Below are 19,241 nucleotides of genomic sequence, written 5' to 3' on the forward strand. Positions count from 1 at the left end.
CCGCTCCGTTTGATGGCGCGACCGTCTGGGTCCGGCTCAGACCGACACCACCTCATAGAGGTCGGGAACGTCCGCTTTCCAGCCGAAACGCTCTTCGATCCGCTTGCGCATCAGATCGCTGGCCAGGGGCTCCCCATGGGTAAGGTAGACCTGCTCCGGGCGCAGTTGCCCCTGCCCCAGCCAGTTCAGGATCTCCTGGTAGTCGGCGTGGGCCGAGAGCGTGTCGATGTTGAGGATTTCCGCCTTCACCGGCCAGTACTCGCCGTGGATTTTCACCCGCTGGACGCCGTTGACCAGGGCATCCCCCCGGGTGCCGGGCGCCTGATAACCGGCGAAGATCACGCTGTTACGGGGATCCGGCAGCAGCGTCTTCAGGTGATGCAGGACGCGACCGCCACTGGCCATGCCGCTGGCCGATACGATGATGCAGGGAGAGCGCCTGCGGTTCAGCTCGATGGACTCATCCACCGTCCGCACATAGGTGGTGTGGTCGTCGATGAGCTCGCACTGCGCCGGTGTCAGGCGGTGTTCCTTGTGGAAATGACAGAATATCTCGGTGGCCCGGATGGCCATGGGGCTGTTGAGGAAAACGGGCAGGTTCGGGATCCGCTTCTGGTCCATCAGCTTGTGAATCAGGTAGAGGATCGCCTGGGCCCGGCCCACGGCAAAGGCCGGAATCAACACCAGGCCGCCCCGCTCCACCGTCCGGCCGATGACCGCAGCCAGGGTCTCCTCCGGATCCTCGCTGCCGTGCAGCCGATCGCCGTAGGTCGATTCGCAGACCAGCACATCCGCCTCATCGATCGGTTCCGGCGCGTGCATCAGCAACTCGCGCTGACGACCCACATCGCCACTGAACACCAGGTTTCGGCCGGTGCCGATCTCCGTGACGTGGACGCAGGCGGAACCCAGGATGTGCCCGGCATGGCTGAACCGGACCCGCAGACCCGGTACCGGTTCGAACGGGATCTGGAAAGGCATGGACTCAAACCGCTCAAGCGCCTTGCGCGCGTCCAGCTCGGTAAACAGGGGTTCTGCCGGATGGTGGCGTGAATAGGACTTCCGGTTGGCGTAACGGGCATCCTCTTCCTGGAGGAAGCCCGCGTCGGGCAACAGGACGCGGCACAGGGCACAGGTCGCTGCGGTAGCGTAGATGCGCCCCCTGAATCCCTGTTTCACCAGAGCCGGGAGATATCCCGAGTGGTCGATGTGGGCGTGGGTCAACACCACCGCATTGAGCGTGGCCGGGTCAACGGGGAAACGGTTCCAGTTGCGTTTCCGCAGGGTTTTCACCCCCTGATAGAGACCACAATCCACCAGCAGCCGGGAACGGCCATCAGACACCAGATAGCGGGATCCCGTGACGGTGCCGACGCCGCCGAGAAACTGTAGTTCCATACTCCCTCCCCTGTGACCGCTGACTGTAGCAATAACAAAATGACGCAAGCGTCACATTGATCCAGCGCAAGCGGGGGACCATTCGCGACGATCGGTATCGCGGTTGACACAGATCAATACCCGACCACGTATCCGGCCATAAGGTGAGCATGACAAATGAAAGTTGGGGGGAGCCATTATGTATGTGGATGCATTCGTGATCGCCGGCATCGCCACAGTGGCCCTGATGTTCGCCTTCTTTGGAGGCGTGGGCTATTTCATCTACCGGGATTCGCACAAGGGCACGAGACACAAGCACTGACAGACAACCGGTGATCAACAGACACCACGATTGCAATACTTGGAAATTGGGGTAAGTGTTTTCGCCTCCCGGCTCCGTCCGCCGCGGGGGCTTTTTTTGTTGAAACCGCAGCGCTCAGGGCCGGCCCCGGCTGGTGCCAGGGCAGCCCGTTGACGAGGAGACGGGAGATCAGGGCCGCCCGGCGTGCGGCACCACCACTCGCGCCGTCCACAGGCTGGCCTCCCGCACCGCCCTGCGCCGGCGCGCGCTGGAGTCGGGCGCCACGCAGACCAGCAGGGTGCGGCCATCCGCGCCGCCCAGCATGCAGGCAAACACCCCCTGGCCGTTAGCGGGTTTCAGTTCATCGACAATCGCCCCACCCGGTGCCACCCGGATGCAGCGCTGGTTGAAGGCGTCGGCAATCCACAGGTGGTTTTCCGCGTCCAGGCAGCAGCCATCCGGACCCACCGCCAATTGCCTGAGCAATGTCGGGCGATCGCTACCCGGCTCCGGGCGGGGACCAAACCGGGCCCAGTCGCGGCGACCGGTGAGCGTGCCGTCGCCGTTCAGCGTGAACGCGGTCATGCCGTTGCCGAACGTTTCGCCCACGATCAACGTCCGGCCATCCGGCGTGATGACGGCGCCGTTGGGGAAGTAGAGATCGTCGACCGCCCGGCTCACCGATCCATCCGGGGCAACGCGCGCCAGGCAGGTGGGCCGCATGGCTTCGCCTTCCATCAGGTCGAAACCGAAGTTGCCGACCCAGGCACTGCCGTCCGGCGCCACCACCAGATCGTTCGCATGGCCGGTGGCCAGCCCGCCGATATCCGCATGCGTCGTCACACGCCCATCCGGCCAGCGACGCAGCACCCGATGGTCCAGCATGGACACCACCAGCATCGAGCCATCCGGCAGCCAACCCAGCCCCGACGGCTGGCCGGGGACCTCCAGCACCGTCTCCATCGTGCCATCCGGGTCGATACGGCTGACGGTATGCGCGTAGAAATCCGACACCCACCAGGTCCCCTCGTGCCAGCGCGGGCCCTCGAAGAAGGTGCCGCCTTCAACAAACGGTTCCAGGTTAGCCATAACGAACCTCCTTACAGACTGCCGCCGAGCCGCTGGCGGATCAGGGTCTCGGCGTCATCCATGATGCGCGCCAGCAGGTCGGCGCAACTGGGAATGTCGTGGATCAGCCCGGCCACCATGCCACAACTCCAGGCCGCTTCGTCCATCTGCCCTTCCTGCAGCACCTTGCGGCCCTTAACGCCGGTCACCAGGTGGCGGATATCGTCGATGCTGACATCGGCGCCTTTCGCGGCTTCGATGCGGATGATTTCGTCCACCGCCGCGTTCTTCATCACCCGCTCGGTATTGCGCAGGCCGCGCATGATCAACCGGGTCTGGCGCTCGTCCGCCTCCACTAGGGCTCGTTTGACGTTCTCGTGCACTGGCGCATCGGTGGTGGCGATAAAGCGGGTGCCCATATTCATGCCTTCCGCACCCAGCGCCATGGCCGCGACCAGGCTGCGGCCATCCGCCATGCCGCCGGAGGCGACGAAGGGGATGGTCAGTTCTTCCGCGGCCCGCGGCAGCAGGATGAAGTTGGGAATGTCGTCTTCGCCGGGGTGGCCACCGCACTCGAAGCCGTCGACGCTGACGGCATCGCAGCCGATCCTTTCCGCCTTCAGGGCGTGACGGACCGAGGTGCACTTGTGGATCACCTTGATGTCCGCCGCTTTCAGTGCCGGCATGTACTGCTCGGGGCTGCGACCGGCGGTTTCCACCGCCTTCACGCCCCCTTCGACGATGGCCTGGATGTATTCCGGATAGGGCGGCGCCTTGAAGCTGGGCAGGAAGGTCAGGTTCACGCCGAACGGCCTGTCGGTCATCTCGTGGCAGCGAGCGATTTCCCGGGCCAGATCCTCCGGCGTGGGCTGGGTCAGGCCAGTGATGATGCCGAGCCCGCCGGCATTGGAAACCGCGGATGCCAGTTCGGCGTATCCCACATGGTGCATGCCGCCCTGGATGATGGGATGTTGGATCCGGAACAGTTCGGTGATTCGTGTCTTCATGGGCACCCCGAATAAAAAATGATTCGCCTATTTTGTTTATTGGAACTAGATTTCATTATTAATGCTATGACGAGCAGAATCAACGGACCGAAGGCAGGGAAAAGAGAGAAAAAAGGCGGGCAGGGCACATGCCCGCCAAAAGAGGGCTGGGAGCAATGAGAACACTCCAGTCGCAAGACAGCCTGGCGCCATCGCCTCACTGCCCGACATACTCAAGACACGGATATCCGGGGCAGGTTCCCGGAACCATCAGCCGGACATGCCCTAAGTCAACTGGCAGCTCCCGGGAATGATGATTTTCAGATCACATTCCGGTGGCCGGACCACCACGGAAGCGGTGGGTGGCCGCCAAAGCATGGTATGGTTGGTTTCGCAGTGCGGACGACGCCGACCGTGAGCAACCCGATACCCCAAAACAACAACCGATCGGACAGGAAAGGTAACTGTGGTACGACATGCGAACTCACTCCGTTCGACGCCCGGACAGGCGGCGGAACGACCTACCCGGGCCACGCCCGATGACGCCTTCAACCGCGCCCGGGAGCTTTGGCTCGCTGGCGAGCGGATCCATCTGGCCTCACTGGCCGAAGAGTTGAACATCGGCCGGGCGACCCTGTTCCGTTGGGTCGGGAACAAGAACCTGTTGCTGGGGGAGATCCTCTGGTCGCTGTATATGCCGATCCGCGAGTACGCCCGGGAACAAACGCCGGGACAGGGCATCGACTACATTGCCGGCGTCTATCACCGGATCAATTCCATCCTGCTCAATGACAAAGCCCTGCGGCGCTTCATCAGCCAGGACCCGGAATACGCCCTGCGCATCCTCACATCGGCCAGTTCCACGCTGCATAACCGGGTGGTGCAGGCCAACACCCGCATGCTGTGGGAGCAGATCGACGCCGGTCACCTGCCCAAGCCCTCCATGAAGGTCGAGAGCCTGTCCTATTTCATGGTGCGACTGGCGGAATCCTGCCTGTACAGCGATGTGATCAGCGGTCGTGCGCCGCGTCAGGAAGAGCTGGAAGACGCCTGCCGGGCCGTGCGTATCCTGCTGGGCGGCACGGCAGACTAGGGCCCGGAGAATCCGGGCCCTGAATCCCGGATCAGCCGGGCTTGTTGATGACCGCCATGGTGATCCGGGAGACGCAGGTCAGCTTGCCGTCCCCGTTCTCGATCCGGATTTCCCACACCTGGGTACTGCCGCCGATGTGGAAGGGCCGGGCCGTGCCGTAGACCCAGCCCGAGGACACCGAACGGATGTGGTTGGCGTTGACCTCCAGCCCCACGGCCACCTGTTCCGGCCTGCGCAGGCAGTAGTTGGCCGCCATGCTGCCGAGGGTCTCGGCGAGGACCACGGACGCGCCGCCGTGGAGGATGCCGAACGGCTGCCGGGTGCGTTCGTCCACCGGCATCTTCGCCTTGATGAAGTCATCACCGACTTCCAGGTATTCGATGCCCAGGGAGCGCACGGCGGTGCCGGCTGAACCTTCGGTCATCGCCTCGACGGTCGGGGTCCGCGTCCAGATACTGCTCATTGTCGTTGGTCCTCTCGATAAGCCTCATTTTGATTAGCGACCTATTAAACCACCAATCAGAGCTGGAGAGAACGGACCTCTAGGAACTCCTCCAGCCCCCATTTGCCGAACTCACGCCCCACGCCGGAGTGACCGAAGCCGCCAAACGGCGCCTGCGGGTTGAAGGCGCCGCCGTTGACGAACACCTGACCGGTACGCAGCTTGCCGGCCACCTGCTTCGCCTTGTCCGCATCGCCGGACCAGACCGCCCCGGACAGGCCGTAGGCCGTGCCGTTGGCGATGCGGATCGCCTCCGCTTCATCCGTATAGGGAATCACGCAGAGCACCGGGCCGAAGATTTCCTCCTGCGCCAGCCGGCTGTCGGGCTTCACGTTGCCAAAGACGGTGGCCTTCGCGAAGTAACCCTGTTCCAGCCCATCAGGCGCCCCCGCGCCACCGGCCACGAGGGTGGCGCCTTCTTCCTGCCCCAGGCGGATGTAGTCGAAGACCTTGTCCCGCTGCTGGGCGGAAGCCAGCGGTCCCAGACGGGTGGTTTCCTCCAGCGGGTTACCCGGCGTCATCTTCGCCACGGCTTCGGCCGCCAGCTCGCAGGCTTCATCGTGCCGGCTGACCGGCACCAGCATGCGGGTCAGCGCCGTGCAGGTCTGGCCGGAGTTCAGCAGGCAGTTGTTGACCGTGCCTTTCACCGCGGCCTTGAGGTCGGCATCCGGCAGGATCACGGAGGCGGACTTGCCGCCCATTTCCAGGGCATACCGCTTGAAGTCGTCCGCCGCGGCGTGGGCGATCAGGTGGCCGGTGCGGGTGGAGCCGGTGAAGGACACCATGTTCACCTGAGGGTGCTTGATCAGGGTGTCGCCGGCGGTCTGGCCCAGGCCGCAGACCATGTTGAACACGCCCCTGGGCAGGTCAGTCTGATCCAGGATCTCCGCCAGGATAAAGGCGGTGCCGGGCGCGATTTCACTGGGTTTGAGTACCACGGTGCAACCGGCCGCAATCGCCGGAACAATCTTGAGCATCACCTGATGCAGCGGGTAGTTCCAGGGTGTGATGCAACCCACGACGCCCACCGGCGCGTACTGCACCTCGGAGTTGCCCACCTGCTCGGTAAAGGCGAACTCGGGCAGCAGCTTCAGGTAGGTCTTGGTGGTGACGATCGGCATGCCCGCCTGGATCTGGCCGGCCAGCTTGAGCGGCATGCCCACTTCCCGGCTCACCGTTTCGGCGATTTCGTCGGCACGGGACTTGAGGCCGTCCAGCAGTTGTTCGAGCACTTTCAGGCGTTCGCCCAGGGACGACTCCGACCAGTTGTCGAAGGCCGAATGGGCGGCGGCAATCGCCCGCTCCATCTCGTCCCGACCCGCCGCCGGCACCCTGGCCATCACCTCGCCGGTGGCGGCCTCGTGAACGTCCAAGGTCTCGCCCGCCCAGTCTTCCCACTGGCCATCGATGTAAAGCTTGCTCAGATCTTTCATGATTCGCTCCTTGGTTGACCTCAGTCGAACACGATAACGCCACGGGCGTTCTTGCCAGCCACCATATCATCGAATGCCTGGGGTGCCTGGTCGATGCTGTAGGTCTGGGTGATCAGCTCGTCCAGCTTGAGTTTGCCGGCCTTGTAGAGGGCCAGGATGCGGGGGAAATCGTGCTGCGGCCGGGCCGAGCCCAGCCAACTGCCCTTGAGGGTGCGTTCGTCCGCCGGCAGGGACAGGGTGCCGATTTCGGTCTTGTCCTTCGGGTCGGCAACGCCCACCACCACGGCGGTACCGCCACGTCCCAGGCACTTGTAGGCCTGGGCCACCACCGCGCCGGCCCCCACACACTCGAACGCGTAGTCGACGCCGCCGGTCAGCTTCTTGACCGCCTTGGCCGCATCGTCCACCTCGTTGATGTTGACCGTGTGGGTGGCGCCAAATTCCTTGGCCATTTCCAGTTTCTTCGCATTGGTGTCGACGGCCACGATCATCTCGGCGCCGGCCGTGGCGCAGCCCTGGATGGCGTTGAGGCCCACACCGCCGATGCCGAACACCGCGGCCCGCGAGCCCGGCTCCAGCCTGGCGGTGTTGAACACGGCGCCGACGCCGGTCATCACCGCGCAGCCCACCAGCGCGGCGTTCTGCAACGGCACGCCTTCCTCGATCTTGACCGCGTTATCCACATGCAGGGTGGCGTATTCCGCCATCACGCCGCAGGCGCCAAACACGTTGAGGTCGTTACCCTCGGCATCGGTGGTGCGCACGGTGCCGTCCGGCAGGGTGAACATGGCCTTGCGGGCGTTTTCGCAGAGCACCGGGCGGCCGCGCACGCACTGGCGGCACTTGCCGCACATGGAAATGAAGGAGCTGACGACGTGGTCGCCCTCCCTGAAGTCGGTTACGCCCTCGCCCACTTCGATCACCACGCCGGCGGCTTCGTGGCCCAACACCAGGGGCGGCGGATACTGGATCTTGCCGGTGGTGGCGGACAGGTCACTGTGGCAGACGCCGCAGGCGGCCACCTTGATGGTGATTTCGTTGCGCTTGGGCGGCGCCACCTGGATGGTCTCGACGGTGATGGATTGGCCCCATTCCCGGCAGACCACGGCTTTTGCATTACGTGTCATTCGTCCGATCTCCTTTGTTGTTTTCGCCTGATTACTTTGCCATGTCGTCCCAGACTTCCAGTCCGTGCCAGGGACACGAATGGTCACCCTGGCCTACGCTGGAATAGACGGCCGTCCCTGGCCGCTATTCCGACCAGCACGTCCTTGTGCTTCCTCCGGCCAGGGTGACCATTCGCGCCCCGCTATCTTAGGGGGTAAACGCGGCGTCAGGCCCCGACGTCAACTGTTAAAACTCCGATTCCGTCATGTCCAGGGCGGTCGTATCCACCTCGGCCAACAATCCGGCCAGGGAGCTGACCCGTGGCAGTTCATAGCGGGCAAAATAGTCGCAGGCCCGCAGCTTGCCACGATAGAAAGCTTCCGGCTGGGGGCCGCCGTTGTCGATTCCGGTCAGTGCCACCTGGGCCTGGCGCAGCCACAGCCAGCCGACCACCGTATGGCCGAAGGCCTCCAGGTAGAGGGAGGCATTGGCCAGGGCTCGCTCGGTGGCACCGGAGACACGCACGACGTTGATGGCATCGGTCGCCTGCACCAGTTGCGCCAGGGCCCTGTCGAGCCGCACCGCGTTGTCCGCCAGCGACGGCACCGCCAGCGCTTCGTCAATCGTCCGGCGAATGCGCTTGAGCAGCGCCCGGTAGTGCTGGCCATCGGCCTGCATCACCTTGCGACCCAGCAGGTCCATACCCTGGATACCGTGGGTGCCCTCGTGGATCGGGTTCAGGCGGTTGTCGCGATAGAACTGTTCCACCGGGTACTCCCGGGTATAGCCATAGCCGCCGTGCACCTGGATCGCCAGGCTGTTGGCCTCCAGGCAGAATTGGGACGGCCAGGACTTGATCAGCGGCGTCAGCAGATCCAGCAGGCCGGCCGCCTCGGCTTTCGCGGCGTCACTGTCAGCAAATTTCTTCTCATCGACCAGGCGCGCGCCTTCCAGGCACAGGGACAGGCCACCCTCGACATAGGCCTTCTGCGTCAGAAGCATACGCCGGATATCCGCGTGCCGGGTCAGCGGCACCTGGCCGGTATTCGGATCCTTCTCGCCGATGGGGCGACCCTGTTTGCGGTCGCGGGCGTAGTCCAGCGCGTGCAGGTAACCGGTATAGCCCAGCATGACCGCTCCCAGACCGACCCCGATGCGGGCTTCGTTCATCATGTGGAACATGGCGGCCAGGCCTTTGTGGGGTTCGCCCACCAGGTAGCCGATGGCGCCGTCTTTTTCGCCAAAATTGAGCATGGTGGACGTGGTACCACGATAGCCCATCTTATGGATCAATCCGGCCAGCGCCACATCGTTGCGCTCGCCCAGAGAGCCGTCATCGTTCACCAGGAACTTGGGCACCAGGAACAGGGAAATGCCCTTAACACCCGCCGGCGCGTCCGGCAGTCGACCCAGCACCATGTGCACGATGTTCTTGCTCAGTTCGTGGTCACCGGCGGAGATGAAGATCTTGTTGCCCTTCAGACGATAACTGCCGTCCCCGGCCGGTTCGGCCCGGGTTTTCAGGTCGCCCAACGACGAGCCCGCGTGGGGTTCGGTCAGGCACATGGTGCCGAAGAAGCGTCCCGCCAGCATAGGACGGGCGTAGCGCTCCTTCTGCTCCTCACTGCCGTGGGCCAGGATCAGGTTGGCCGCAGCGATGGTCAGGCCCGCATAACCCTGGGTGCCGACATTGGCGCCCTTGAGCAGGCCCACACACATCTGCGCCACGGCCGCGGGCAGCTGCATACCGCCCAGTTCATAATCCTGGCCGGCGGCCATCAGACCGGTCTCGCGCAGCACGTCCAGCGCCCTTTTCACTTCCGGACGCATCTCGACCCGGCCGTTCTCGAAGGTGGGCTCTTCCTCATCCACCAGACGGGCGTGGGGCGCGAATTCTTCCGCGGCCACTTTCAGGGCCAGATCCAGCGCCGCCTCAAGCGTTTCGCGGCTGTGGTCGGCGTAGCGGTCGTATTGGAGGACATCTTCCGTGCGGTGCAGTTCGAACAGCTGGAAGGCGAGATCGTGGGGATTGATGATGCGCTGCTGCATGGCGTTGACCTGTTATTTTTGGTGTTGCTGCAAAGACGTGGATTTCTTGAGTCGTTTTCACCCGGGCGCTCGAGGGTGTGAACAGCAGCCCTCTCGGGCTGCTCCGAAGCTGAAGCGTCGGCTACATTGGGCCGCCCACTCGAGCATGTAGCAGATGCTTCAGCTTCTGAGGCGCCATCGGCGCCCGCGACGGCCATCACCGCGGCGTCGTCAGGCACCTTAACCCTTCTGGTTACCCAGGTCTTAAACGACCTCAAACAACCCGGCCGCCCCCTGGCCACCACCAATGCACATGGTGACCACCACATACCTGGCGCCGCGGCGCTTGCCTTCGATCAGCGCGTGGCCGGTCAGACGGGAGCCCGTCACGCCGTACGGATGGCCGATCGAGATGGAGCCGCCGTTGACGTTCAGTTTCTCCATCGGAATGCCCAGACGATCTCGGCAGTAGACCACCTGGGATGCGAACGCTTCGTTCAGCTCCCACAGGTCGATGTCGTCCATGGTCAGGCCGGTGCGCTCCAGCAGACGCGGAATCGCGAAGACCGGACCGATGCCCATTTCATCCGGCTCGCAGCCGGCAACGGCGAAGCCGCGGAAGATGCCCATCGGTTCAATGTTGTTCTTCTCGGCGTAGGTGCTGTCCATGACCAGACACGCCGACGCGCCGTCGGACAGCTGGCTGGCGTTGCCGGCGGTCACGAACTGGTCGTCACCGCGTACCGGGTTCAGGCCCGCCAGACCTTCCAACGTGGTGTTGGGACGGTTGCACTCGTCCCTGGTGAGCGTGACCTGCTTTTCGCTGACCTCGCCGGTCTCCTTGTCCTTCACCAGCATGGTGGCGTCGTAGGGGACGATCTCGTCGTCGAACTTACCGGCTTCCTGCGCGGCCGCGGTGCGCTGCTGACTGATCAGGGAGTACTCGTCCTGCGCTTCACGGCTGACGCCATAGCGCTGGGCCACGACGTCGGCGGTTTCGATCATCGACAGGTACAGTTCCGGCTTGTTCTGCATCAGCCATTCGTTGGTGGCGTGGAACTGGTTGATCTTGTCGTTCTGCACCAGGCTGATGGACTCGACGCCGCCGGCGACCATGGCCGGGACCTTCTCGGACAGCACCCGCTGGGACGCCAGCGCGATGGACTGCAGGCCGGAGCTGCAGAAGCGGTTGATGGACAGGCCGGCGGTGGTGACCGGCAGACCGGCGCGGATCGCCGCCAGGCGGGCCATGTTCTTGCCCTGGGCGCCTTCATGGAAGGTCGCGCCCAGGATCACATCCTCGACGATGGCGGGATCAATCCCGGCGCGCTGGACGGCGTGCTGGATCACGTGACCGGCCAGGTCGACGCTGTGGGTATTGTTCAGGGCACCCCGGTAGGATTTACCCAGACCGGTGCGGGCGGTGGAGACGATAACGGCATCTGACATGAGAGCCTCCTGAGAAGCGTTTTCTGGTTGTTAGCGTGAAACGCGCTACCCCGGGGGATAACGCGTTGTCGTTGTTGGCCTGGGGAATCAGAGGCTGCCGAAGGTCTTGCCTTCGCCGGCCAGGCGCTCCAGCAGAGCGGCCGGCTTCCACTGGTCGCCACCGAGGGTGTCGTGGAAGCGTTTGACCGTGTCGTAGATTTCCTTCACGCCCACCTGGTCGGCCCAGAACATCGGGCCGCCGCGGTAGGCCGGGAAGCCGTAGCCGTAGATCCAGACGATATCCACGTCCAGGGCGCGGGCGGCGATGCCCTCTTCCAGGATCTTGGCGCCTTCATTGATCATCACGTACATGCAGCGTTCCAGGATTTCCTGGTCGCTGATCTCACGCGGCTCGATGCCCTGCTCCTTGCGGAACTCGGCGATCAGGGCGTCGACCTTCGGATCCACCACCGGCTTGCGACTGCCTTCCTCGTAGAGGTAGACGCCGGCCTGGGTTTTCTGGCCCAGTCGGCCTTCTTCCGCCAGCTTGTCCATCCAGCTTGCCGGCACGTCTTCGCCCGCCTTGCGGCGTTCTTCACGGATGCGGTAGCCCACGTCGATGCCGGCCAGGTCAGACATGGCGAACTGACCCATGGGGAAGCCCAGGTCGGTCAGCACCTTGTCCACCTGTTGCGGGGACGCGCCTTCGTTGACCAGCTTGGTGGCTTCGGCGCCGCGCTGGTGCAGCATGCGGTTGCCGACGAAGCCGTAGCAGTTGCCCACCAGCACGCCGACTTTCTTGATGCGCTTGGCCACGGCCATGACGGTCGCCTTCACGTCGTCCGCGGTCTGGCTGCCGCAGACGTTTTCCAGCAGCTTCATGACGTTGGCCGGGCTGAAGAAGTGCATGCCCACCACGTCCTGCGGACGGCTCGTCGCGGAGGCGATCTCGTCGATGTCGAGCGTCGAGGTGTTGGACGCCAGGATCGCGCCCGGTTTGCAGACCTTATCGAGGGTGCCGAAGATCTCTTTCTTGACGCCCATGTTCTCGAACACGGCCTCGATCACCAGGTCGACATCGGCGAAGTCGTCATAGCTCAGTGTGGGCTGGATCAGCGCCATGCGCTCTTCCACCTGGGCCTGGGTGATACGGCCTTTCCTGGCGGTGTTCTCGTAGTTGCGGCGGATGATCGCCAGGCCCTTGTCCAATGCTTCCTGCTTCACTTCCAGCAGACGCACGGGAATGCCGACGTTGGCAAAGTTCATGGCGATGCCGCCGCCCATGGTACCGGCACCGATGATGCCGACGGTATTCACGTCACGCACCGGCGTATCCTTGGGCAAGCCCGGGACCTTGGAGACTTCGCGCTCGGCGAAGAAGGCGTGGACCAGACCGGCGCGCTGGGGCGATTCCATGCATTCCATGAACAGCTCACGCTCGCGCTTCATGCCGTCGGTGAACGGCAGCTGGAACGCGGCTTCCACGGCGTCCACGCACTTGAACGGCGAGAACAGGCCGCAGGCCTTCTTCTGCAGGCCGGCGCGGTACTGGTCGAAAATCCCGCTGCCTTTCTCGGCTTCAACTTTGTCGTTCAGGTCGCGAACCCGGCGGACCGGCTTGCCTTCGTCTATGACCTTCTGCGCGAAAGCGAGACCGACGGCCTTCACATCGTCACCGGACTCGACCGCGTCGACGATCCCGTCCTGCAGCGCTTCAGCGGCGGAGGCAAAGTTACCGGAGGTGATCATATCCAGCGACACCTGGGCACCGGCCAGACGCGGCAGGCGCTGGGTACCGCCGGCACCGGGCAGCAGGCCCAGCTTCACTTCCGGCAGCCCCACCCTGGCGCTTTCCAGCGCAACGCGGTAGTGACAGCCCAGCGCCATTTCCAGGCCGCCGCCCAGGGCCGTGCCATGGATGGCCGCGATGATCGGCTTGTCGGAACTCTCGAAGGCCTCGACCACCGACGGCAGCCCCGGCTCCTGCATCGGCTTGCCGAATTCACGGATGTCGGCCCCGGCAATAAAGGTACGGCCTTCGCAGACCAGCAACAGCGCCTTGGCCTCGGCATCCTGCTGCCCCTGTTCCAGCGCGGCCAGCAGGCCGGAGCGCACGGCATGACCGAGGGCGTTGACCGGCGGGTAGTTCACGGTAATGACGCCGACAGCGCCTTCGCGTTGGTAGGTGACGACCTCTGACATAGCGTTCTCCTTATACGTGTCCAAACGCTTTTCCATGGAATATAGTTTTATTAAGCGAAACTTGAATACGATTTAAACCATTTTCAGCGGATGTTTCAACAGAAAATTGAGACACAGCATCGAAAGGCGAATCGGGCAAGTCGGTATTAAGGAAGCGTAGACAACGCGTCACGCCGTCGATGAGGCCGGGTAAGCGGACTGACGCAGGACGCCCCAACCCACGCGGTTATCGGACATTCAGGCACAAAAAAACCGCAGACCGGAACCTGCGGTTTTCTGTTATGACGAGATACCGAAGCGGTTTACACGCCCAGCGCCTCGATATCGCTCGCCAGCATGGCCAGCTGGTGGGCAATGGAGTCGCGCAGCTTCTCGCCGGAAATCAGGTAGGACGGCGCGGCACAGGTCAGCACCATGATGGTGCCGTCTTCCAGGTGGACCGGCACGCCGGCGGAGTTGATGTTGCGATCCCATTCCCCCAGGGACAGACAGAACCCGGAGGTCCTGTACTCTTCCATGGCGCGCTCGAGACCTTCCCGCTTCTCCGGCCACTGATCGCCGTACTTCTTGGCCATGCCGTCCATCAGGATCTTGCGCTGGCTTTCGCTGACGGCGGCACAGTAGGCGCGGCCGGCCGAGGTGGTCGCCATGGGCAGGCGCAGACCGATTTCCATCCGCAGCAGGGTGGCTTCCGGCGGCATGCGGTTTTCGACGTAGATCATGTGCAACCGGTCGTGGCAGGTCAGGCCCACGGACATGTTGGTGCGACGCGCAAACTCGTCCATGTAGGGCTTGGCCAGCTGGCGCACCTTGAGGTTCGACACGTAGGCGTAGCCGAGGGCCAGCACGCCGGAACTGAGCTGGTATTTCTCCAGCAGCGGGTTGTAGCTCAGGTAACCCAACTTGGTCAGGGTATAGGTCATCCGCGACACGGTCGGCTTGGGCAGGCCGGTCAACCGGGCAATATCCTGGTTCCCCAGGATCACCGATCCCTGACTGAATGCCCGCAGCACATCCAGACCACGAGACAGGGCCTCGACGAATTTACGATCCTTTTCAGGGCCCGTCGGTTTGCCGTCAATGCTCAGGTCCGGCTTGATCTTTTCTTTTGCAGTCATAAATAGCCTTGTGTTTCCCACAGCCTAAGGGATGCACCCTGAATCGACACGCTGTCGCAACCGATGCAACCTCTTCCTTGCCGATGGTCGCCACAGCCTGGACCGCCACTCGGGCCCCTTGGCGCCAACGTCCGGCAGCTACGGTGGTTCACGTGCTCCGATGTTTGGAAATTTGTCCTATTTTACGGTGAGTCCCATTCAAGTACCACCGACTTTTAATCAAAAGTCGTGCCAAATATGAAACACTCTTCCCTTTTGTTTCATTACGATTCCGCCAGGAAGCCACTGCGATATACAAACAGCTATTGCCGATATTTTATTCTGTCACGCGAAACAGGCTAGCTGACTTCAACAACCTTTCCAGTCCGGCAAACCCCTTACATCGAGCGCACCGTGAGGCATACCCAGAGGAACCCAAGCATCAGGGGCACCGCCATCAACGCGTAGCGCCCGTTCCAGCCGAACGCCACCACCCAACGGGAAATCTGGCCAAAGCGGGACAACAGCATGACGGACGGCCCGAACGGCGAGAGCATCATCGCCAGCGAGAAGCCGATCACCAGGGCCACGGCCACCACAGCAAAGGATCCAGCCCGGTCGCCACCAACTGCCCCAGCAACCCCGACAGGAAACTGAGCACCGTAATCGGCGCGATGCCTGCCGAGGCAAAGGCCGGCAGGATCAGCACGCCGGCCGCGATCAGCATGAACTCGTTGGTCCGGCCGTCGAGCAGCCGCGCCAGCATTTCCGGCGGCACCTGGCTCGACAGGGCAACTCCCAGGGCGGCGGATGCCGCAAAAATGCAGATCTCGTTGTGCAGGCCCGCCATGTTCTCCGTGACCTCGGCCACAACCGGCCGCACACGCCCCTCCTGGTGCCACATGTAGAGGCCGGTCACCGCCGGCACCGCCAGCATGGCGGCACGGGAGACGTTCAGCGGCGTGAACAGCACCAGCAGCGCCATCAACGCGAACACCGCGCCGATGACCATCACCAGCCGGGCGCTTCCCGGTGGCCAGCCGTCCAGACGCACCCGCTCGGCGCTGACCTGACTGAACCGCCGATACTCGAGACACCAGCCCACACCGATCAGTAACACGGCGGCACAGAGGCTGAACGGAATCAGTTGGGACCAGGTCAGGGTCGTCACCTCCCGGGTGATGATCACCACTGCCACACTGGTCGGCGCGATCAGCGGCACCAGCGCAAAGCCACGCAGGGTACTGGTCAGCACCGAGCGCAGCCAGCGTAAACGCGCTTCACCGGTCATACCGCGCTGGTCCAGCGTGTCCGCCAGCGAGCCACAGAGCAGGTTCATGACACCGAAGTTCAGCACCGAAGCGATGCCGCAGCTGGTCAGGGCATACTTCGGATAGAGCCAGGCCATGCGCCCACCCAACAGCACGTCATGGATCCGGCGCAGGACCTCGAAGCGCCGCACCAGACACTGCATGGTCCCCAGGCTGCCCAGGAAGGCCCCATAGAACGCCGCCGCCCGGGCGGACTCCGCCAGTTCCCCGGCCGACAGGCGCCCCGTTACCGTGAGCCCGGTCAGCACGGCGACCGTCACCAGCATGAGGTAGCGGGCATAACCCTCCAGACGGGGCACATGCAGCAGGAAATAGAACAGGAAAACCGCCCCGGAAAGCAGGCTCAGTCTCTGAAAGCCAGTCAGCAGCGCCATAAGCTCACAGACCACGGCAAACGCCAGGAAATACCCCGTCATCTACGGCCCTTAACGGCCATCGCCAGCGCTTGCATTCAGGCAGCCTCCGCTTTAATCTGATCAAAATACAAAACTAAGTTTCGCTCAATGAAACCATATCAACAATTACAGCAACATTCACGATGATACAAGCCCCTCTCCGGTTCCTTCGGCCGGACGGGGGCGCAGATGATGGGAGACGTCATGTCCGCTTATATCTACGACGGCCTGAGAACCCCGTTCGGGCGCCACGCCGGTGCCCTGGCCAAAGTCCGGCCGGACGACCTGCTGGCGAGCGTGATCCAGGCCGTGGTCGAACGGAACGATTTCGACAAGGCCCTCTATGAGGACGTGATTGCCGGCTGCACCAACCAGGCCGGGGAAGACGCCCGCAACATTGCCCGCCACGCCGGCCTGATGGCGGGCCTCCCGGTGGAAACCGGCGGCCTGACCGTGAACCGGCTGTGCGGCTCAGGCCTGGCCGCCATCATCGACGCCGCGCGGGCCATCCGCTGTGGCGAAGGTGAACTGTTCGTCGCCGGCGGCGCCGAAAGCATGAGCCGGGCGCCGTTTGTCATGGCCAAGAGCGAAGCGCCCTACAGCCGCGACTTCCGCCTGTTCGACAGCACCATCGGCGCCCGCTTTCCCAACCCACGGGTCGAGAACGAATTCGGCAACGACACCATGCCCCAGACCGCGGATAACATCGCCCGCGAGCTGGACCTGTCCCGGGACGTCGTGGACCGCTTCGCCGCCCAGAGCCAGGCCCGCTATGACGCCGCCCTGAAGGACGGCTTCTACGACGAGGAAATCCTGGGCATCGGTGTGCCACAGGGCCGCAAGAAGCCCCCGGTCACCGTAGACAAAGACGAACACCCGCGCCCGCAATCCAACCTGGAAGCCTTGTCCGGCCTGCGCACGCTGTTTGAAGGCGGCGTCGTCACCGCGGGCAATGCCTCCGGCGTCAACGACGGCGCGGCGGCCCTGATCATCGGATCCCGGGAAGCCGGCGAGAAGGCGGGCGTACAGCCCCGAGCGCGGGTCGTGTCCGCTGCCATTGCCGGCGTTTCGCCCCGGGTGATGGGCTACGGTCCGGTCCCCGCCAGCGAGAAGGCCCTGGCCCGTGCCGGCCTGACCATCGCGGATATGGACGTCATCGAAATCAACGAGGCGTTTGCGGCCCAGGTGCTCGGCTGCACCACCCGACTGGGCATCGACCCGACCGACTCCCGCCTGAACCCGAACGGCGGCGCCATCGCCGTCGGCCACCCGCTGGGAGCCTCCGGCGCCCGCATCGCCCTCACCGCCACCCGCCAATTGGAACGCACCGGCGGCCGCTATGCCCTGATCAGCATGTGCATTGGTGTCGGCCAGGGAATTGCGGCGGTGATTGAGCGGGTCGCGGGTTAGACCAAATAGCGTTAACTGCAAAGTTTGCCGGGAGCGGATGAACAGCCTTGCCTTCGCTGCATTAGACGGCCATCCTTGGCCGGCTAATGCGACCGGGACGTCCTTGTCCCTCCTTCGGCAAGGCTGTTCATCCGCTCCCTTGCACGAGCTCTCTATCCGTCGTCGAGAAAATCAAAGCGACTGGCTTCCCCCTGTCTATCCCTTCCCATCCGTGTTAGAACCAGACATTTCCAACGCGGACACCCCCATGACTCGTACGCATCATCAACATCCCCGCTTCCAGCTCCGCCTGGTGTCCGGCAAGGATGTCGTGATCGGGCCCGGCAAGGCCGACCTGCTCGACGCCATCGGCCGCACCGGATCGATATCGAGCGCTACCCGGGAAATGGGCCTGAGCTACAAGAAAGCCTGGCAGTTGATCAACACCATGAACGAGCACTTCGCCGCGCCGGTCATTGCCACCGTCTCTGGCGGCAGCCAGCGGGGTGGTGCCGAGCTGACCGATTTCGGTCACCGGGTATTGGAGCAGTACCGGGCCTTGCAGACTCGCCTCACCGCCGAAAACGCCCCCGAAACCCAGGCATTACTGAATCTCCTCGCGCCATCGGATGCACCGGATCCATAACCCCGGCTTGGCGCTGAAGACATGAGCGGCTATAGTGATCCCGCTATTTCCATTTATACATAACGGAATCCAACATGTTCGTTCGCGCTCTTTTGCTCTTCCTGGCCAGCCTGTTTCTGGCGACGCCGACCCTGGCCGCGACAAGCATCAGCGTCTATGCCGCCGCCTCCCTGACTGACGCCATGGACGCCGTGGCCAGCGCCTATGAAGCCAAGCACGACGTGGATATCGTGCCGGTGTACGCCTCGTCTTCCACCCTCGCCCGCCAGATCGCCAATGGCGCACCGGCCGACCTGTACGTTTCCGCCAACGAAAAGTGGATGGACTGGCTGGGCAAGCAGGGTATCGAACTCAACGAACGCGGTGACCTGCTGCAAAACCGGCTGGCCCTGATTGCCCCGCAAGACAGCCCGGTCGACAACTTCACACCGGGTACTGGCAAGCCCATCGTCTCGCTGCTGCAAAAAGGGGAGCGCATCGCCACCGGCGATCCGGCCCACGTACCGGCCGGCATCTACGCCGAACAGGCCCTGCAGAGCCTGGGAGAATGGCACGAACTGCAGGACCGCCTGGCCCGGGCCGACAACGTCCGCGCCGCCCTGGCGCTGGTGGAGCGTGGCGAAACACCGGTTGGCATCGTCTACCAGACCGACGCCAAAGCCAGCCAAGCCGTCCGCCAGTTGGGCCTGTTCCCGGAGGACAGCCACAAGACCATTACCTATCCGGCCGCCCTGATCGTCCCGGCCCGCAGCAGCGCCCTGAACGACTTCCGCCAGTGGCTGGCCGGCCCCGAGGCCATGGCCATCTTCCAGCGCTTCGGCTTCTCGCCGGCGCCGGCCAAAGACCACTGACCGACCG

17 protein-coding genes are annotated in these 19,241 nt (G+C 63.7%); 5 read left to right on the forward strand and 12 right to left on the reverse strand.

The genetic code is table 11. The annotated features are described in order from the left end of the window. Nucleotides 1-36 precede the first annotated feature (36 nt). On the reverse strand, nucleotides 37-1,398 hold the full coding sequence (locus EZI54_RS16570; RefSeq protein ID WP_131483000.1) for an MBL fold metallo-hydrolase RNA specificity domain-containing protein: 1,362 nt from the start codon (nucleotides 1,396-1,398) through the stop codon (nucleotides 37-39). Nucleotides 1,399-1,576: 178 nt separating this feature from the next. On the opposite strand from EZI54_RS16570, the gene ccoM reads away from it, so the two are divergent. Further along, nucleotides 1,577-1,699 (forward strand): cytochrome c oxidase subunit CcoM, encoded by a 123-nt coding sequence (ccoM, locus tag EZI54_RS25295; protein ID WP_278248730.1) that lies wholly within the window; start codon nucleotides 1,577-1,579, stop codon nucleotides 1,697-1,699. A gap of 168 nt (nucleotides 1,700-1,867) precedes the next feature. Here ccoM and EZI54_RS16575 read toward each other — a convergent pair whose 3' ends face one another. Together EZI54_RS16575 and EZI54_RS16580 are read right to left on the reverse strand one after the other, a co-directional pair. Next, nucleotides 1,868-2,767, reverse strand: coding sequence for an SMP-30/gluconolactonase/LRE family protein (locus tag EZI54_RS16575; RefSeq protein WP_131483001.1), 900 nt, complete (start codon nucleotides 2,765-2,767; stop codon nucleotides 1,868-1,870). A gap of 11 nt (nucleotides 2,768-2,778) precedes the next feature. Next, a complete protein-coding gene (locus EZI54_RS16580; RefSeq protein ID WP_131483002.1) occupies nucleotides 2,779-3,753 on the reverse strand; it encodes an NAD(P)H-dependent flavin oxidoreductase in 975 nt (324 codons plus the stop codon). A gap of 445 nt (nucleotides 3,754-4,198) precedes the next feature. On the opposite strand from EZI54_RS16580, the gene EZI54_RS16585 reads away from it, so the two are divergent. Continuing rightward, nucleotides 4,199-4,825: a QsdR family transcriptional regulator gene (locus EZI54_RS16585; RefSeq protein ID WP_131483003.1), complete on the forward strand. Its 627-nt coding sequence runs from the start codon at nucleotides 4,199-4,201 to the stop codon at nucleotides 4,823-4,825. A 31-nt stretch (nucleotides 4,826-4,856) separates the two neighbouring features. On the opposite strand, the gene EZI54_RS16590 is transcribed toward EZI54_RS16585, so the two are convergent. The 9 genes from EZI54_RS16590 to EZI54_RS16625 form a co-directional block, all read right to left on the reverse strand. Continuing rightward, nucleotides 4,857-5,288 carry a hotdog fold thioesterase gene (locus EZI54_RS16590; RefSeq protein WP_131483004.1) on the reverse strand — a complete coding sequence of 144 codons (432 nt, stop codon included), beginning with the start codon at nucleotides 5,286-5,288 and terminating at the stop codon, nucleotides 4,857-4,859. Between the two features lie 56 nt (nucleotides 5,289-5,344). Then, entirely contained in the window at nucleotides 5,345-6,760 is a 1,416-nt protein-coding gene (locus tag EZI54_RS16595; RefSeq protein WP_131483005.1) for an aldehyde dehydrogenase family protein, read from the reverse strand. 20 nt (nucleotides 6,761-6,780) lie between these two features. After that, the gene (locus EZI54_RS16600) at nucleotides 6,781-7,887 is read right to left on the reverse strand and encodes a zinc-binding dehydrogenase (protein WP_131483006.1); all 1,107 of its coding nucleotides are present in this window, start codon (nucleotides 7,885-7,887) and stop codon (nucleotides 6,781-6,783) included. A 226-nt stretch (nucleotides 7,888-8,113) separates the two neighbouring features. After that, a complete protein-coding gene (locus EZI54_RS16605) occupies nucleotides 8,114-9,916 on the reverse strand; it encodes an acyl-CoA dehydrogenase (RefSeq protein ID WP_131483007.1) in 1,803 nt (600 codons plus the stop codon). 243 nt (nucleotides 9,917-10,159) lie between these two features. After that, nucleotides 10,160-11,344 carry an acetyl-CoA C-acyltransferase gene (locus EZI54_RS16610; protein ID WP_131483008.1) on the reverse strand — a complete coding sequence of 395 codons (1,185 nt, stop codon included), beginning with the start codon at nucleotides 11,342-11,344 and terminating at the stop codon, nucleotides 10,160-10,162. 87 nt (nucleotides 11,345-11,431) lie between these two features. Further along, a complete protein-coding gene (locus tag EZI54_RS16615) occupies nucleotides 11,432-13,525 on the reverse strand; it encodes a 3-hydroxyacyl-CoA dehydrogenase NAD-binding domain-containing protein (protein ID WP_131483009.1) in 2,094 nt (697 codons plus the stop codon). A 302-nt stretch (nucleotides 13,526-13,827) separates the two neighbouring features. Continuing rightward, nucleotides 13,828-14,643, reverse strand: a complete 816-nt coding sequence (locus EZI54_RS16620; protein ID WP_131483010.1) for an IclR family transcriptional regulator — start codon at nucleotides 14,641-14,643, stop codon at nucleotides 13,828-13,830. A gap of 377 nt (nucleotides 14,644-15,020) precedes the next feature. Further along, complete coding sequence (locus EZI54_RS25100) at nucleotides 15,021-15,221, reverse strand: hypothetical protein (RefSeq protein WP_242674502.1); 201 nt, start codon at nucleotides 15,219-15,221, stop codon at nucleotides 15,021-15,023. Further along, entirely contained in the window at nucleotides 15,200-16,369 is a 1,170-nt protein-coding gene (locus EZI54_RS16625; RefSeq protein WP_242674503.1) for a hypothetical protein, read from the reverse strand. Before EZI54_RS16625 ends, EZI54_RS25100 begins: the two co-directional genes overlap by 22 nt. Before the next feature lie 183 nt (nucleotides 16,370-16,552). Here EZI54_RS16625 and EZI54_RS16630 point away from each other — a divergent pair, with 183 nt between their 5' ends. The 3 genes from EZI54_RS16630 to modA all read left to right on the forward strand — a co-directional run bounded on the left by EZI54_RS16630 (nucleotide 16,553) and on the right by modA (nucleotide 19,234). Continuing rightward, the gene (locus tag EZI54_RS16630) at nucleotides 16,553-17,758 is read left to right on the forward strand and encodes a 3-oxoadipyl-CoA thiolase (protein ID WP_131483011.1); all 1,206 of its coding nucleotides are present in this window, start codon (nucleotides 16,553-16,555) and stop codon (nucleotides 17,756-17,758) included. A gap of 247 nt (nucleotides 17,759-18,005) precedes the next feature. Continuing rightward, nucleotides 18,006-18,383 (forward strand): winged helix-turn-helix domain-containing protein, encoded by a 378-nt coding sequence (locus EZI54_RS16635; protein WP_131483012.1) that lies wholly within the window; start codon nucleotides 18,006-18,008, stop codon nucleotides 18,381-18,383. Between the two features lie 74 nt (nucleotides 18,384-18,457). Further along, nucleotides 18,458-19,234 carry a molybdate ABC transporter substrate-binding protein gene (modA, locus tag EZI54_RS16640; RefSeq protein WP_131483013.1) on the forward strand — a complete coding sequence of 259 codons (777 nt, stop codon included), beginning with the start codon at nucleotides 18,458-18,460 and terminating at the stop codon, nucleotides 19,232-19,234. The last annotated feature ends 7 nt before the right edge of the window (nucleotides 19,235-19,241 follow it).

It is taken from the genome of Marinobacter halodurans (genome assembly GCF_004327985.1).
Taxonomy (GTDB): Bacteria; Pseudomonadota; Gammaproteobacteria; order Pseudomonadales; family Oleiphilaceae; genus Marinobacter_A; species Marinobacter_A halodurans.